At 33.0% G+C, this 16,064-nt stretch carries 10 protein-coding genes; all 10 read left to right on the top strand.

What is annotated here, in order from left to right; genetic code table 11:
* On the top strand, window positions 1–862 hold an 862-nt coding region (locus WBN21_RS05485), incomplete at its 5' end, for a LacI family DNA-binding transcriptional regulator (protein ID WP_424198277.1).
* Between the two features lie 177 nt (window positions 863–1,039).
* On the top strand, window positions 1,040–2,410 hold the full coding sequence (locus WBN21_RS05480; RefSeq protein ID WP_424198276.1) for an MFS transporter: 1,371 nt from the start codon (window positions 1,040–1,042) through the stop codon (window positions 2,408–2,410).
* The gene (pgmB, locus tag WBN21_RS05475) at window positions 2,411–3,082 is read left to right on the top strand and encodes a beta-phosphoglucomutase (RefSeq protein WP_424198275.1); all 672 of its coding nucleotides are present in this window, start codon (window positions 2,411–2,413) and stop codon (window positions 3,080–3,082) included. It abuts the gene before it with no gap.
* Complete coding sequence (locus WBN21_RS05470; protein ID WP_424198274.1) at window positions 3,082–5,391, top strand: glycoside hydrolase family 65 protein; 2,310 nt, start codon at window positions 3,082–3,084, stop codon at window positions 5,389–5,391. The genes pgmB and WBN21_RS05470 overlap by 1 nt, the downstream gene beginning before the upstream one ends.
* 19 nt (window positions 5,392–5,410) lie before the next feature.
* Window positions 5,411–7,528 carry a glycoside hydrolase family 97 protein gene (locus WBN21_RS05465; RefSeq protein WP_424198273.1) on the top strand — a complete coding sequence of 706 codons (2,118 nt, stop codon included), beginning with the start codon at window positions 5,411–5,413 and terminating at the stop codon, window positions 7,526–7,528.
* 103 nt (window positions 7,529–7,631) lie between these two features.
* Window positions 7,632–9,509 (top strand): glycoside hydrolase family 13 protein, encoded by a 1,878-nt coding sequence (locus WBN21_RS05460; RefSeq protein WP_424198272.1) that lies wholly within the window; start codon window positions 7,632–7,634, stop codon window positions 9,507–9,509.
* Window positions 9,510–9,539: 30 nt separating this feature from the next.
* Window positions 9,540–10,721 carry an alpha/beta hydrolase-fold protein gene (locus tag WBN21_RS05455; RefSeq protein WP_424198271.1) on the top strand — a complete coding sequence of 394 codons (1,182 nt, stop codon included), beginning with the start codon at window positions 9,540–9,542 and terminating at the stop codon, window positions 10,719–10,721.
* 1 nt (window position 10,722) lies between these two features.
* Complete coding sequence (locus WBN21_RS05450; RefSeq protein WP_424198270.1) at window positions 10,723–12,600, top strand: alpha-amylase family glycosyl hydrolase; 1,878 nt, start codon at window positions 10,723–10,725, stop codon at window positions 12,598–12,600.
* Window positions 12,601–12,654: 54 nt separating this feature from the next.
* Window positions 12,655–14,307: an alpha-amylase family glycosyl hydrolase gene (locus WBN21_RS05445; RefSeq protein ID WP_424198269.1), complete on the top strand. Its 1,653-nt coding sequence runs from the start codon at window positions 12,655–12,657 to the stop codon at window positions 14,305–14,307.
* A gap of 99 nt (window positions 14,308–14,406) precedes the next feature.
* Window positions 14,407–16,064 (top strand): GAF domain-containing protein (locus WBN21_RS05440; protein WP_424198268.1); only part of this gene is annotated, 1,658 nt, incomplete at its 3' end.

Raw genomic sequence — 16,064 nt, 5'->3', positions numbered from 1 at the left:
GATTGTTCATCACTTTTTTTCAACAGTAATTCGAGGTATAGAAAGGGTTGCCAATCGCCGAGGATATAATGTTATTGTTGGTCTGTCTAATGAATCTTTTGCAAAAGAAATTATTAATATGGAAATGCTTGCCAATGGTAGTATTGATGGGTTTATACTCTCTATTTCAAAAGAAACATTATTAAAACAAGATTATCACCATTTTAATGCTACTATTAACCAAGGTATTCCTATTGTAATGTTTGATAGGGTTGTAAATGAAGTTGATTGTGACAAGGTTATTGTTGATGATTTTAATGGCGCCCTAAAAGCGGTAAATAAACTTGTAGAAAACGATTGTAAAAACATAGCACTAATTACCACCATGGATTATGTAAGCGTAGGTAGATTAAGAACTCAAGGCTATTTAGAAGCACTTCAGAATAACGGGATTATTGCAAATTCTAATTTAATATTAAAGATTGATGATAGTTTAGACGTAGAAAATAATCTTGATGTTTTAGAAAGTGAAATTGCTCAATTTTTTAAGGCCAATCCTAATATCGACGGTGTATTTGCAGTTAATGAGCTTTATGCAGTTTCTGCAATGAAGGTGGCTCGAATTTTAGGATTAAAAATCCCAGACGATTTACAAGTTATAGGATTTACTGACGGAGTGCTATCAAAACACGCCACGCCAAGTTTAACAACTGTGAGTCAACATGGTCAAAAAATTGGCGAACAATCTGCAAACTTATTAATTGATAGATTGGAGGCTGAAGAAGCTGAAACGGAGCAATACTTTACAAATAACGAGAAGAAACACGATTTTATAAAGATGGTAATTGAGACCGAAATTATAGAAAGAGATTCAACGAAATAGTTTCGTTGGTGTTTTTTCCAAAATTAGGAAATTTAAATTTCTTTTTTATCTTTGATTAGAAATCAAAACTTATATTTTCACTCCTCAATTATGTTTTGATAGGTATGCTTATTTAGTCTTTTGGCTAGATGAGTTAAAAACGCTTATCAAATAGTATTCATTTAAACATACTATTTAATGGAAAAGCGCAGATTAAGTTTCTGGCAAATTTGGAACATGAGTTTCGGATTTCTAGGAATACAATTCGGATTCGCACTACAAGGAGGCTTTATGTCTCGAATTTTTCAAACTTTAGGAGCAAGTCATGATGATATACCATTGTTGTGGATTGCAGCCCCCTTAACAGGATTGCTAGTGCAACCAATTATTGGTTATTTAAGCGATAGAACTTGGCATCCTAAACTAGGACGACGACGTCCGTACTTTTTAATTGGAGCTATCTTAAGCTCTATTGCATTATTTTTTGTTCCTCAATCTTCTGCTTTATGGATGGCCGCAGGGTTTTTATGGATTCTTGATGCGTCCATAAATATTTCAATGGAACCATTTAGGGCTTTAGTTGCGGATAAATTACCAGAGTCTCAACGGTCTTATGGATTTGTGGTTCAAACCTTAATAATAGGAATCGGTACTTGGATTGCAAGTAATTTGCCATGGATGATTTCGCAATTAGGAGTTAGTGATTCTGCACCTCAAGGCGTTGTTCCCATGTCTGTAAAAGTAGCGTTTGCCATTGGAGCAGTTGTTTTTCTGATTAGTGTGTTATACACCATATTCACAACTTCTGAATATCCTCCAGAAGATATGGAGGCGTTTGAAAAGGAAAAACAGAAGAAAAATCAGTTTATACCAGACATATTAAATAATATAGGGAATATGCCTAAGACTATGAAAAAACTTGGTGTCATTCAATTCTTTTCTTGGTTTGCTTTTTTTACCATGTGGAGTTTGGCTAATCCGGCTTTAACAGAGCATGTGTTTCATGCTCCAGCACCAATTGAAGCGCATTACAATATGGATATTCCTTTGCAGAAAGAAGCTTTTGATGTCGCTAATACGTCTTTTCAAAAAGCATCTAACCTTGTAGGATCTGCCATGGGCGTTTATGGGTTGTCATCAATGGCATTTGCATTGTTGCTTACATTTTATACTTCAAAAAAGAATATTAACAGGAAATATGTACATATGGGCTCACTAATTCTAGGTGGTTTAGGGTTTATTGGTATGTATTTAATCGAAAGTCCTGAAAATTTAAAATACTGTTTTATGCTGGTTGGAATAGCATGGGGAAGTATTTTATCTATGCCGTATGCCATGTTATCAAGTTCTGTTGATCCTAATAAAATGGGTGTATTTATGGGGATTTTTAACATGTTTATAGTAATCCCTCAAATTATAGCGGCATTGGGTGGGATTAATTATATCTCAGGTTTAATAGGGGAAGAAGCTATTAATGCAATGTTAGTAGCTGGAGGAAGTTTAATAATTGCTGGACTTTGTAATTTCTTAATTACAAACAAATCTGCAATTTCATATCAATCATTATAAATGAATAAAATAGGAGTCATATTCGATTTAGACGGTGTTATAGTAGATACCGCAAAATATCATTTTTTAGCATGGAAAGACCTTGCAGACCATTTAGGGTTTGAGTTTACCGAAGCGCACAACGAACTTTTAAAAGGGGTTAGTCGTGTAAGGTCATTAGAGATTCTATTGGATATTGGAAAAGTGAAACTTACTGATGAAAAAAAACAAGAATTTTTAATTAGTAAAAATGAGCACTATTTACAGTATATCAATAAAATGGGGCCTGAAGAAATTTTGCCTGGAGCAACTGAGCTTTTGGATAATTTAGACAAATTAGGGATTCAATATGTTTTAGGTTCTGCCAGTAAAAACGCACCATTAATATTAAAGCAAGTTAATTTGTACGACAGATTTGTTGGAATTGTTGATGGAAATAGTGTAAGTAAAGCAAAGCCAGACCCAGAAGTGTTTTTAATTGGAGCTAAAAAACTGAAATTAAAACCTGAACATTGTGTTGTTTTTGAAGACGCCATTGCAGGTGTTGAGGCCGCAAATCGGGCAAACATGATTTCAATTGGAATTGGAGATAAAAACACACTTAGCGAAGCCGATTTTAATTTTAATAATTTAACAGAAATCCCTGGAGACTTTTTTACAAAGGTTATTTCAGAAAAAATATTTGTAAAATAATGAATCAAGATTATATAAAACCAGATAATTGGTCCATCATAGAAGAAGGCTTTGATGCAGAACGTGTAAAATCGTCTGAGAGTTTATTTAGTATTGGTAATGGCGCCATGGGTCAACGTGCCGATTTTGAAGAGCACTATTCAGGCGATACTTTTCAAGGAAGTTATATAGCTGGCGTTTACTATCCTGATAAAACCCGAGTTGGTTGGTGGAAAAATGGCTATCCTGAGTATTTTGCAAAAGTATTAAATGCACCAAATTGGATAGGAATTGACGTCACTTTAAACAACGAACAACTTGATTTATTTACTTGTAAAAAAGTAGAAAACTTCAGAAGGGAATTGAACATGAAAGAAGGTTGGCTGTCAAGAAGTTTTACGGTTACGCTTCAAAATAATAATGAAATACAAGTAAAAGCAAAACGCTTTTTAAGCTTGGATCTAGATGAAGTTGGAGCTATTGAGTATTCGTTAACGCCGCTAAATTCGGATGCAGACTTGGTTATAACACCTTATATAGATGCTGGGATTACTAATGAGGATTCCAACTGGGATGATAAATTCTGGAATATTTCAAATTTATCGATTGAAAACAACCAAGCATTTATAGAAGCACAAACTATGAAAACCAATTTTCATACTTGTACCTTTATGCAATCAGATTGTTTTGTGAACAATCAAAATATCGGACTAAAACCACAAGTAATAAAGACTGATAACAAAATCAGTTTTATATATAAGGTGTCAATCAATCGACAGGAAACATTTACGCTTCAAAAGTTTGGAGGTTATACAGTAGATAGAAATCACGATAAATCAAATTTAGTTTCAGTTGCAAAGCAAGTATTAAAAATAGCAACTGATAAAGGCTTTAATCAATTACTTGAAGAGCAGAAACTAGCTTGGGCAGCCATCTGGGAGAGTTCGGATATTACTATTGATGGCGATGTAAAGGCGCAACAAGGTATTCGTTTTAATATTTTCCAATTAAATCAAACCTATTTAGGAAAAGATTCAAGATTAAATATTGGGCCAAAAGGGTTTACTGGCGAAAAATATGGAGGCAGTACGTATTGGGATACTGAGGCGTATTGTATCCCTTTTTACATGGCAACGAAAGATGAAAAAGTAGCAAGAAGTCTGTTGGAATATCGTTATAATCATTTAGATAAGGCCATTGAAAACGCTGAAAAATTAGGTTTTAAAAACGGAGCGGCTTTATATCCAATGGTAACCATGAATGGCGAGGAATGCCATAACGAATGGGAGATTACTTTTGAAGAAATCCATAGAAACGGTGCCATTGCTTTTGCTATTTTTAACTATTATCGTTATACAGGAGATTACAGTTATATTCCAGAAAAAGGACTAGAAGTTTTAATAGGGATTGCTCGTTTTTGGCAACAGCGTGCTACATTTTCAGCAGATAAAAACCAGTATGTTATTCTAGGTGTTACAGGTCCGAACGAATATGAAAACAATGTAAATAATAACTGGTACACTAACTATTTGGCTAAATGGTGTCTTGATTACACATTAGAGCAAATTGAAAAAATAGAAAAAGAATATACCTCAGATTTTTCAAGAATTATCAAAAAAGTAAAGTTAACTGATGAGGAATTAAAACTTTGGAAAACAGTTGCAGATAATATGTATTTTCCATTTTCAGAAAAGCAACAAGTATATTTACAACAAGATGGTTTTTTAGATAAAGAATTAATCTCAGTTGCAGATTTACCAAAAGCTGAAAGACCAATAAATCAAAAATGGAGTTGGGATAGAATTTTGCGTTCACCTTACATTAAGCAAGCAGATGTTTTACAAGGTTTTTACTTTTTTGAAGATCAATTTTCTGATAAAGAATTAGAGCGTCATTTCGATTTTTACGAACCTTTCACAGTTCATGAAAGTTCTCTATCACCTTGTGTACACAGTATTCAAGCGGCAAAATTAGATAGAATGGAACAAGCTTATACGTTCTATTTACGTACCTCAAGGTTGGATTTAGATGATTATAATCACGAAGTGCATGAAGGCCTACATATTACGTCTATGGCAGGAACTTGGATGAGTATTGTTGAAGGTTTCGGAGGCATGCGAATTAAAGATAGTAAATTGTCTTTTACGCCAAAAATCCCTAAACAATGGAAAGGATATTCGTTTAAAGTGAATTTTAGAAATCAGATTATTAAGGTAGATATTTCTCAAAAACAAACAAGTTTCGAATTGTTGAGTGGCGACAAACTAGAAATTTTTGTAAATGATAAATCAATTATTCTAAACAATAAAAAGTCAATAACTATTAGTTAAACTATAAAACTTAAAAATCATGAAATCCCTCTATTCGTTAATTACTGTCTTTTTTTTATCGGCTTTTAGTCTAGTTAATGCACAAGAGTTAAAATCACCAAATGGAGAAATCACCATGTCGTTTTCTATAGAAAAAAATGGCGTACCAACTTATCAGCTATCCTATAAAAATCAGGATGTAATTAAACCTAGTCATTTAGGTTTAGAATTAAAGGATGATGAGACATCTTTAATGGATGATTTTGAAGTTATTGAAAATAAAAGTTCAACTTTTGATGAATCCTGGACAACAGTTTGGGGAGAAGAAAATAAAATTAGAAACCATTATAATGAATTGGCGGTAAGTCTAAAACAAAACAAAACGGATAGAATAGTTTTAATACGTTTCAGATTGTTCGACGAAGGATTAGGGTTTCGCTATGAATTTCCATCGCAAAAAAACCTGGTTTATTTCACCATAAAAGAAGAGAAAACACAATTTGCTATGACTGGCGATCATACAGCTTTTTGGATTCCGGGAGATTATGATACTCAAGAGTATGATTATACAGAGTCTAAGTTATCAGAAATAAGCGAAAAATTTGAAAATGCAGTTACTGGAAATGCATCTCAAGAACAATTCTCAAAAACTGGAGTTCAAACCGCATTAATGATGAAAACAGCAGAGGGCTTATACATCAATCTACACGAAGCAGCGTTATTAGATTATTCGTGTATGAGTCTTGATTTAGATGACAAAAATATGGTTTTTGAATCGCATTTAACACCTGATGTTAATGGTGATAAAGGCTATATGCAAGCACCTTGCAATTCACCTTGGCGAACAATAATGGTAAGCGATGATGCACGAGATATTTTGGCTTCGAGAATGACGTTAAATTTAAACGAACCTTGCGCCATTGAAGATACCTCATGGATAAAACCAGTTAAATATATTGGTGTTTGGTGGGAAATGATAACTGGGAAAAGTTCATGGTCTTATACCGATGATTTACCAGCAATTCAATTGGGTGTTACAGATTATTCTAAAGTAAAACCAAATAAAACTCATGCGGCAAATAATACTAAAGTAAAACGCTATATTGATTTTGCATCAGAAAATGGATTTGATGGTGTTTTGGTGGAAGGATGGAATGAAGGCTGGGAAGATTGGTTCGGAAAATCTAAAGATTATGTTTTTGATTTTGTAACACCTTATCCAGATTTTAATGTAGAAGAAATTCATAATTACGCTAAATCTAAGGGTGTTAAAATGATTATGCATCATGAAACTTCAGGATCTACAAGAAATTACGAGCGCCACATGGATAAGGCATATCAATTCATGAAAGATAATGGATACGATGCTGTAAAGAGTGGTTACGTTGGTAATATATTACCTCGTGGGGAACATCATTATAGCCAATGGATTGTAAATCATTATCAATACGCCATTGAAAAGGCGGCAGAATATGAAGTTATGGTAAATGCCCATGAAGCAGTAAGGCCAACAGGTATTTGCAGAACGTATCCCAATTTAATTGGAAATGAATCGGCAAGAGGAACAGAGTTTCAAGCATTTGGAGGTTCAAAACCAAACCACGTTACCATTTTGCCTTTTACACGTTTAATTGGAGGGCCAATGGATTATACCCCTGGAGTTTTCGAAATGGATATTAGTAAACTGAACCCTAATAACAATTCGCACGTAAACAGTACCATTGCAAATCAATTAGCCTTATATGTAACCATGTACAGTCCTTTGCAAATGGCTGCAGATTTACCAGAGAATTATGAAAGATTTATGGATGCGTTTCAGTTTATAAAAGATGTGGCTATTGATTGGGATAAAAGTGTGTATTTAGAAGCGGAACCAGGATATTATCTAACTATTGCTCGTAAGCAAAAAGGAAGCAATAATTGGTTTGTTGGTAATGTAAACGGGAATAATGCTAGAACTTCAAGTATCAAGTTAGATTTTTTAGACAAAGACAAAAAATATATAGCCACCATTTATGCAGATGCTAAAAATGCTGATTACAGAACGAATCCACAGGCTTATACTATAAAAACCAAGAAGGTTACAAGTAAATCAAAACTTCAATTATCATCAGTTGCTGCTGGCGGTTATGCTATTAGTTTTAAAGAGGTTAAATAAATGTGATAATATGAAAATGAATTCAAAAAAAATAAATCAAAGTATTTTGTTTGGGATACTATGTGTTTTTGCTTTAAATTTATCTTGTAAAAAACAAAGCAATATGGCACCAGCTGAGGTTGATGAAAATACTTCGATAATAGAAAGGCATGATATTGCAAAAATTGAACCTTTAAACTGGTGGGTTGGTTTTAAAAACCCAAAGCTGCAATTGTTGGTGCATCATCCTAAAATTTCAGATAGAACTCCAAAAATTTCTTATCAAGGTGTTTCTATTGAAAAAGTGAATCAAGCCGATAGTCCAAATTATCTATTTATTGATTTAATTATTTCTGAAAAAGCCAAAGCAGGAAAATTCAATATTGCTTTTAAAAAAGATGGTAGTGAGGATTTAGTTCATACCTATGAATTGAAATCAAGAGAAAAATCTTCAGAAGATTATGTTGGTTTTAACAGTAGCGATGCTATTTATTTAATTACACCAGACAGATTTGCTAACGGAAAACCAAGTAATGATGTTGTTGAAACGCTTAATGAAAAAACGATTGATAGAGCAGATGATTATGCAAGACATGGTGGTGATATACAAGGTATTACAAATCATCTAGACTATATTGAAGATTTAGGATTTACGGCAATTTGGCCATGTCCGTTACTAACAAACGATATGTCTCAGGGTTCTTATCATGGATACGCTATTACCAATTATTATCAGGTAGATCCTCGTTTTGGTACGTTTCAAGATTATATAAACCTATCTAATAAACTGTCTGAAAAAGGGATGAAACTAATCATGGATCAAGTAGCAAATCATTGTGGTTTGCAACATTGGTGGATGAAAGATTTGCCATTTAAAGATTGGATAAACCATCAAGCCTATTATGAAGCTAACATGGATAATTGGACTGGTGTTGAAAATATAACAACGAATCACAGGCGTACTGCCAATCAAGATATATATGCCTCGAAAATTGATAAGCAAAAATTGAATGTAGGTTGGTTTGTTTCTGCAATGCCCGATTTAAATCAGCGGAATCCTTTTATGGCTGTTTATACCATTCAAAATAGTATTTGGTGGATAGAAACAGCAAACTTAGGAGGTATTCGTCAAGACACATATCCTTATCCTGATAAAAATTTTATGAGTCGTTGGGCAGGAGAAATCATGAACGAATATCCAAATTTCAGTATTGTTGGCGAAGAGTGGAGTTACAATCCGCTTTTAGTAGGCTATTGGCAAGATGGTGCAAATAATAGAGATGGCTATAAGTCTAATTTAAAATCACCAATGGATTTTCCTATGCAAAAATTTATTGTTGAAGCTTTAAATGAAAATGAAGAATGGGATAAAGGTTTAGTGAAAATGTACCAAGGTCTTGCAAACGATTTTTATTATGCCACGCCAAAAGACATTATGGTTTTTCCTGACAATCATGATATGAGTCGCATCTTCACTCAACTTCATGGCGATATAGCAAATACGAAAATGGCATTGAGTTATATATTAATGATGCCTCGAATTCCACAAATATATTATGGCACCGAAATTTTGATGAACGATTTTGATAGACCTGGAGATCACGGATTAATTCGTACCGATTTTCCTGGTGGATGGAAAGGTGACCAAATAAATGCTTTTACAGGTGAAGGTTTAAATGATGCGCAAAAAGACATGCAATCGTATCTCAAAAAAGTTCTAAATTACAGGAAAACGAGTAAAGCCATTCATGAAGGTAAAACAATTCATTTTGCTCCTGAAAATGGAATTTATGTGTTGTTTAGAAAAGATGAAGATGAAACCTTGGTTCATATCATAAACAAAAATGAATCGCCAATGGAATTAGATTTAAATAGGTTTGAAGAATTGGGTTTAAAAGGAAAAGCGGTTAAAAACGTGATAACAGATTATCAATTTTTCTGGGGAGATAACATCACTTTAAAAGAAAAGGGAAGCCTTATTTTAACTACTAAATTGAATTAAACACTACAGTCTTTTAATAATAATCCTAAAATGAAAAATCAGTTTTTCATAGTCTTAATATTTCTTGCTTCCTTATCATGCGCAGATAAAAAAAAGCAAGATAAAAATCCAGTTTTAGGAAATGAGGTTGTCACTTTTGTTGTAAAAAACCTGCCTAAAAACCATAATTTTGATGACGATATATATCTTTCTGGAGATTTTGAAGGTTGGTCTGGAGGTAGCCCAAAATTCAAATTAAATCGAGAAAAAAACCAATACCAGATTTCAATTCCAAAACACCAAGATGCATTTAGTTTTAAATTTACTAAAGGAAATTGGGGAAATGTAGAATGCGAATTGGACGGTAACCCAATTGAAAATAGAACTTATAGTTTTTCCGAAAACAAAAAAATTGTTGAAATAAGTATTTTAAATTGGAATGATGAAAGGCAGCAAAACAAACCATCAACAGCAACGGAAAACGTTCAGGTTTTTGCTGATAATTTTGACATTCCACAATTAAACAGAACGCGAAAAATCACCATTTATCTACCTCCAAATTATAATGGTTCTAATGAAAAATATCCTGTTTTGTATATTCAAGATGGTCAAAATGTATTTGATATTTCAACATCTTATAGCGGCGAATGGGAAGTTGACGAAACATTAAATAAAATGTTTGAAAAAACAGGATTCGGACTTATTGTTGTAGCGATAAATCATGGTGGCGATAAACGCATGAATGAGTATTCAGCATGGGATAATGACGAGTATGGCAAAGGCGAAGGCGCCATGTATTTAGATTTTTTAGTAAATACTCTAAAACCAGAAGTTGACAAAAAATTTAGAACCAAATCTGACAATCAAAACACGGTAGTTATGGGGTCCTCTTTAGGCGGGTTATTTGCACATTATGCTGCCGTTGAACGACCAGATGTTTTCGGTAAAGCAGGCGTATTTTCACCATCATTTTGGTATGCAAAAGAAGTCTTTACTTTTACTGAAAAAGCAACAGGTTTAGAAAATAGTAAGTTGTATTATTTAGTTGGAGAAAAGGAAGGTGATGATATGGTAGAAGCAATGAATAATATGGTGGCCTTAATGAAAAACAAGGGTTTGATTGATGATAGAATTTATAAAAAAGTGGCTTCAAAAGGTACACATAGTGAATCTTTTTGGAAAAGTGAATTTCAAGATGCAATTGGCTGGCTTTATAATATAAATGAAAACTAAAATGAAATCAATAGGATACGCAACACTAGTTTTAATGATAATAGCTTTAAGTTGCGGGCAAAACATAAAAGAAGTAAAAAAAACGAATAGTGAGGTTATGAAAATTAAAAAAAAGGAAGTTGTTTATCAAGTATTTACAAGACTATTTGGAAACACAAACACAACCAATAAGCCATGGGGAACCATTGAAGAAAATGGCGTTGGTAAATTCAATGATTTTACAACAAAAGCCTTAAAAGAAATAAAAGATTTAGGAGTTACGCATATTTGGTATACCGGTGTGCCACATCATGATGTGATTACAGATTACTCAAAATTCGGAATTTCAAATGATGATCCGGATATTGTAAAAGGTCGTGCTGGTTCGCCTTATGCTGTTAAAGATTATTACAATGTAAATCCTGATTTGGCGGTAAACGTTAAAAATAGACTGAAGGAATTTCAAGCATTAATAAAACGCTCCCATGAGGCGGGTTTAAAAGTGATTATTGATATTGTTCCCAATCATGTGGCACGAAACTATCAAAGTTTGTCAAATCCAAAAGGGGTTGAGAGTTTTGGTGATTCAGATGATAAATCAAAAACCTACGATGTTAATAATAATTTTTATTACAATCCGGGAGAAGCATTTAAAGTACCTGAATTTCAAAACGGATATTTACCACTTGGAGGAGATAAAAATCCATTATCAGATAAAAAGTTTAATGAAGTTCCTGCAAAATGGACAGGAAATGGCTCAAGATTATCTCAGCCACATTTTAATGATTGGTATGAAACTGTAAAGGTGAATTATGGGGTAAGTCCTGAAGGTGAAAAAGGTTTTGATGAATTACCAGAAGGTTTTGAAAACGAAGATTATAAAGCGCATTTTGCATTTTGGAAAAATAAAACGGTACCAGATTCTTGGATAAAATTCAGAGATATTGCCTTGTATTGGACAGCAATGGGAGTTGACGGTTTTCGTTACGATATGGCAGAAATGGTGCCTGTTGAGTTTTGGAGTTTTATGAATGCCTCTATAAAAATGAAAAATCCTGATGCTTTTTTATTAGCAGAAGTTTATAATCCGTCACTTTACAGAGATTATATTAGAAAAGGAAAAATGGATTATTTGTATGATAAAGTACAATTATATGATACCATAAAACACATAATGCAAGGGCACGGAAGTACCGATAATATCCCCCCAATACTTGACAATTTAAAAGATATTGAGCATAACATGTTGCATTTTCTAGAAAACCATGATGAGCAACGCATTGCAAGTCCAGATTTTGCTGGAAATGCCGAAAAAGGAAAACCAGCCATGGTGGTATCGGCAACGTCATCAACAGCGCCAACAATGATTTATTTCGGACAAGAATTTGGAGAAGACGGATCAGAAGATTTAGGTTTTGGAGACCCAACAAGAACTTCTATTTTCGATTATGGTTCTGTTCCTAGTCAAGTGCGTTGGGTAAATGATAAAAAGTTTGATGGTGGGCAATCTACAAAAGAAGAAAAAAGCCTTCGAGATTTTTATAAGCGTTTGTTGAATTTTACAATCAATAGTTCCGCTTTAATGGGAGACTATCAAGATATTCAGCATCACAATCATCAAAACACGGAATGGTACAACGATAAAGTATTGTCATTTGTACGTTGGAGTGATGACGAAAAACTGATAATCATTTCAAATTTTAATGCAGATAATAATTATGGATTTGAGTTACAATTACCAGACGATTTGGTTCAGAAACTGAAACTAGGAGATGGCAAGTACCAAGTGAAAGATCAATTGTACGAGGCTTATTCTTCAACCTTAATAGTTGAAAACGGAAAAGCACAAGTAAGAATTGATATTAAACCATTGGAATCATTCATTCTTAAAATTAAATAACCAATCCAATAAACTGCTAGGTTTTAAAAGCATTGTAGTTCTAATAAGTATAATATGAAGCATCTATTAATTGTAATAACTTTTTTTGTTTTTTTTAATTGTGAAGACAAGAAAGTTATTGTTCAAGAAAAACCAAAAACACCTTTTGTTTGGGAAGGTGCAAATGTCTATTTCCTTTTGACTGACCGATTTAATAATGGTGATGCGACCAATGATATTAACTTTGAAAGATCGGAAAAAACTGGAAAACTCCGAGGATTTGAAGGTGGAGATATAAAAGGGGTTACACAAAAAATTGTAGAAGGTTACTTTACCGATTTAGGAATCAATGCTATTTGGATGACGCCTATAGTCGAACAAATTCATGGAGGGACAGATGAAGGTACAGGTGTTAGTTACGGGTTTCATGGCTATTGGACAAGCGATTGGACGGCTTTAGATCCAAATTTTGGAACCAAACAAGACTTGCATGATTTAGTAGAAACGGCGCACAAATATGGTATTCGTATTTTGTTAGATGGTGTTATTAATCATACTGGGCCAGTAACTGAAAAAGATCCTATATGGCCATCAGATTGGGTTCGAACAGAACCACAATGCGATTATGAATCTTACGAAAACACCATTACTTGCACCTTAGTAAAAAATCTTCCAGATATAAAAACGGAAAGTGATGAAGCTGTTGATTTGCCACCTCAAATAGTTGAGAAATGGAAAAATGAAGGCAGGTACGAACAAGAAATAGCAGAATTAAATGCTTTTTTTGAACGAACAAACCATCCAAGAGCACCACGTTTTTATATTATGAAATGGCTTACAGATTATATTACAGAATTTGGTATAGATGGCTATCGCGTGGATACTGTTAAGCATGTTGAAGAGCAGGTTTGGCAAGAATTTAAAAAAGAATGTGACTACGCCTTCGAAGAATTCAAGAAATCAAATCCTGAAAAAATTCTTGATAATAATAACTTTTATCTTGTTGGAGAAGTTTATAACTACGGTATTTCGGCAGCCAAAGCATTCGATTTTGGAGATAAAAAAGTCAATTATTTTGATAAGGCTTTTAATGGACTTATAAATTTTGAAATGAAATGGAATGCAGCTCAAATGTCAACCGAGGAAACATTCAAAAAATATTCAGATATCCTAAATTCAGAATTAAAAGGCTATAGCGTGTTAAATTATTTAAGCTCTCATGATGATGGGCAGCCTTTTGATGCTAAGCGTGAAAAACCATATGAAACTGCAACAAAGCTATTGCTCTGTCCTGGAGCATCTCAAGTGTATTATGGAGATGAGTCTGCACGTATTTTAATCATAGAAGGCACAGAAGGTGATGCGACTTTACGTTCTTTCATGAATTGGGATGCTATCATAAACGAACCAAAAGCTTCTGAAGTGTTAAAACATTGGCAAAAATTAGGACAGTTTCGTGCAAATCATCCTGCAATAGGAGCTGGCATTCATCAAATGATAACTGAATCTCCTTATCTATTTTATAGAAGCTTTTCAAAAGGAGATTTCAATGATTTGGTTGTTGTCGGTTTAGATCTGCCAATTGGGGAAAAGATAATAGATGTTTCGAAAGTATTTAAGAATGGTGATACAATCCATGATGCATATTCTGGAGTTTCAGGAAAAGTGGTTGAAGGGGAGTTTAGAGTAAATTCAAAATTCAATATTATTCTTTTAGAAAAAATATAAAAACACTTTGTTTTAAGCAATAAAAAAGAGGTTAGGAAGTCTAGTTTATATCGACTAACTCAATAATTCGTAATTTTGTATTACAAAAATTCTCTTAGTATGGATATTAATGACAGAATTGAATCGCCAATGATGCTTAAAGTTGGTTTCAGTAAACTGCTTGGGCATTATGAAGAGTTAGCAAATAGTGATGATGATTTTTTATCTGCAAATGCAAAGCGTATTTTAAAAGCTGTAGAACCTTATCCAGAATTAAGAGATGGTTTTAGTAATGTTCAAGTATTAAAAGATCGAGAAAAAGAAATAAGTATCATTCTTCAAGACTCATTTGCGCCTATTTTAACTAAAAATGAAATAAAAACAGCATCTGTGCCCTTTCATGATTTGATTTTTAATTCATCCGAGCGTTTTAAAAATATAATTAAAACAGCTGGAGATGATTTTGAACTTCACATAAGGAATATGCCGGAAGATGATAGGTATATTATTGCCTGTACCATTATTTTGAATTTTTGTTACGGTTATAATTTAAATTTTAAGCGTCCGTTTTATTATGAAATACCAGATGAGAACGGAATACTACATTATTATAAAATATTATATAATGCAGATTTTTGTGAAATTATTCCAACTAATGAAGCAAAGAAAATTACAAAAGAAGATTATGAAGAGTTATTGGATAATTTTGAAAACATAGCACTTTGGAAAGAAAAATTCCCTCCTAAAAGTTATGTTTTTAAAGGCTTTGTAATTTCTAATATTTTTGATATTACAGCAGATCAATCTATATCTAATATAAAATCGACTCTTATTGGAGAGAATAAACGAAAAAGTGAAAATTTCATGGAGGGTTTCCACGAGATATTCAGATCTCTTCTTATGATAAAAGATATTAAGGTTGGGTTTTCAATTTATAATAAAGAAGAAGGTGTTTTTGAGCGTGTTTATGGCGCAGGTATAAAAAGCTTTCTTCTGGGAGATAGAGATTCTGAAAAGTGCTCTGATGCCTTGTGCGCTTGGTCGTATAATAGGTTATTAAATGAGAATAAGTATTTCTCTGTTTCAGATGTTGACAAAATGTTTGAAAAAGCAAAAGGTCGAGCGCCCCATATAATAAGTTTGTATGAGCAAGGTATAAAAAGTGCCATTTTTGCCCCTATTACTAGTGATGAAGGGTTAATGGGTATTATAGAAATAGTGTCAAATAAACCAAGAGTATTAAATAGTGTTAATGCAAACAAATTGGTTGATGTTATGCCATTCATTATTTCGGCAGTAGAGCGTTCTAAAAATGAAGAAGAAAATTTAATAGAAGCTATAATTCAGCAAGAATGTACATCTGTTCATTCAAGTGTTAAATGGCGATTTAAAAAAGAAGCAAAAGCGTTTATTAAGGATGAAATGAGGGGCTTACAGCCAAGTTTCAAAAAAATTGCTTTCGAAAATATTTATCCACTTTACGGTCAAATAGATATTAAAGGATCTTCTGAAGCTAGAAATAAAGCTACCCAGCAAGATTTGATACTGCAACTTAATTCTATTAAAGACATTTTTCAATCAATTTCAAAAAGTGAAAGCTTGCCAATCTATGAGCAGTACATTTATCAAATAAATGATTACTTAGTTGAAACCGAGAATAATTTTCAAGTAGATAGCGAACAACAAATATCAAATTTTGTAAAAGAAGATATAGATCCAGTATTTAAACATTTGCTTTCTTATAAATCTATAAAAGATAAAATAGAAGTATACTATTC

Source organism: Algibacter sp. (assembly GCF_049667265.1).
Taxonomy (GTDB): domain Bacteria; phylum Bacteroidota; class Bacteroidia; order Flavobacteriales; family Flavobacteriaceae; genus Algibacter_B.
This window is presented reverse-complemented; position numbering and strand designations above follow the sequence as displayed.

Coding starts and splice junctions, on each gene's coding strand:
- WBN21_RS05480 (WP_424198276.1), top strand. CDS start 1,040: ATGGAAAAGCGCAGATTAAGTTTCTGGCAAATTTGGAACATGAGTTTC.
- pgmB (WP_424198275.1), top strand. CDS start 2,411: ATGAATAAAATAGGAGTCATATTCGATTTAGACGGTGTTATAGTAGAT.
- WBN21_RS05470 (WP_424198274.1), top strand. CDS start 3,082: ATGAATCAAGATTATATAAAACCAGATAATTGGTCCATCATAGAAGAA.
- WBN21_RS05465 (WP_424198273.1), top strand. CDS start 5,411: ATGAAATCCCTCTATTCGTTAATTACTGTCTTTTTTTTATCGGCTTTT.
- WBN21_RS05460 (WP_424198272.1), top strand. CDS start 7,632: ATGGCACCAGCTGAGGTTGATGAAAATACTTCGATAATAGAAAGGCAT.
- WBN21_RS05455 (WP_424198271.1), top strand. CDS start 9,540: ATGAAAAATCAGTTTTTCATAGTCTTAATATTTCTTGCTTCCTTATCA.
- WBN21_RS05450 (WP_424198270.1), top strand. CDS start 10,723: ATGAAATCAATAGGATACGCAACACTAGTTTTAATGATAATAGCTTTA.
- WBN21_RS05445 (WP_424198269.1), top strand. CDS start 12,655: ATGAAGCATCTATTAATTGTAATAACTTTTTTTGTTTTTTTTAATTGT.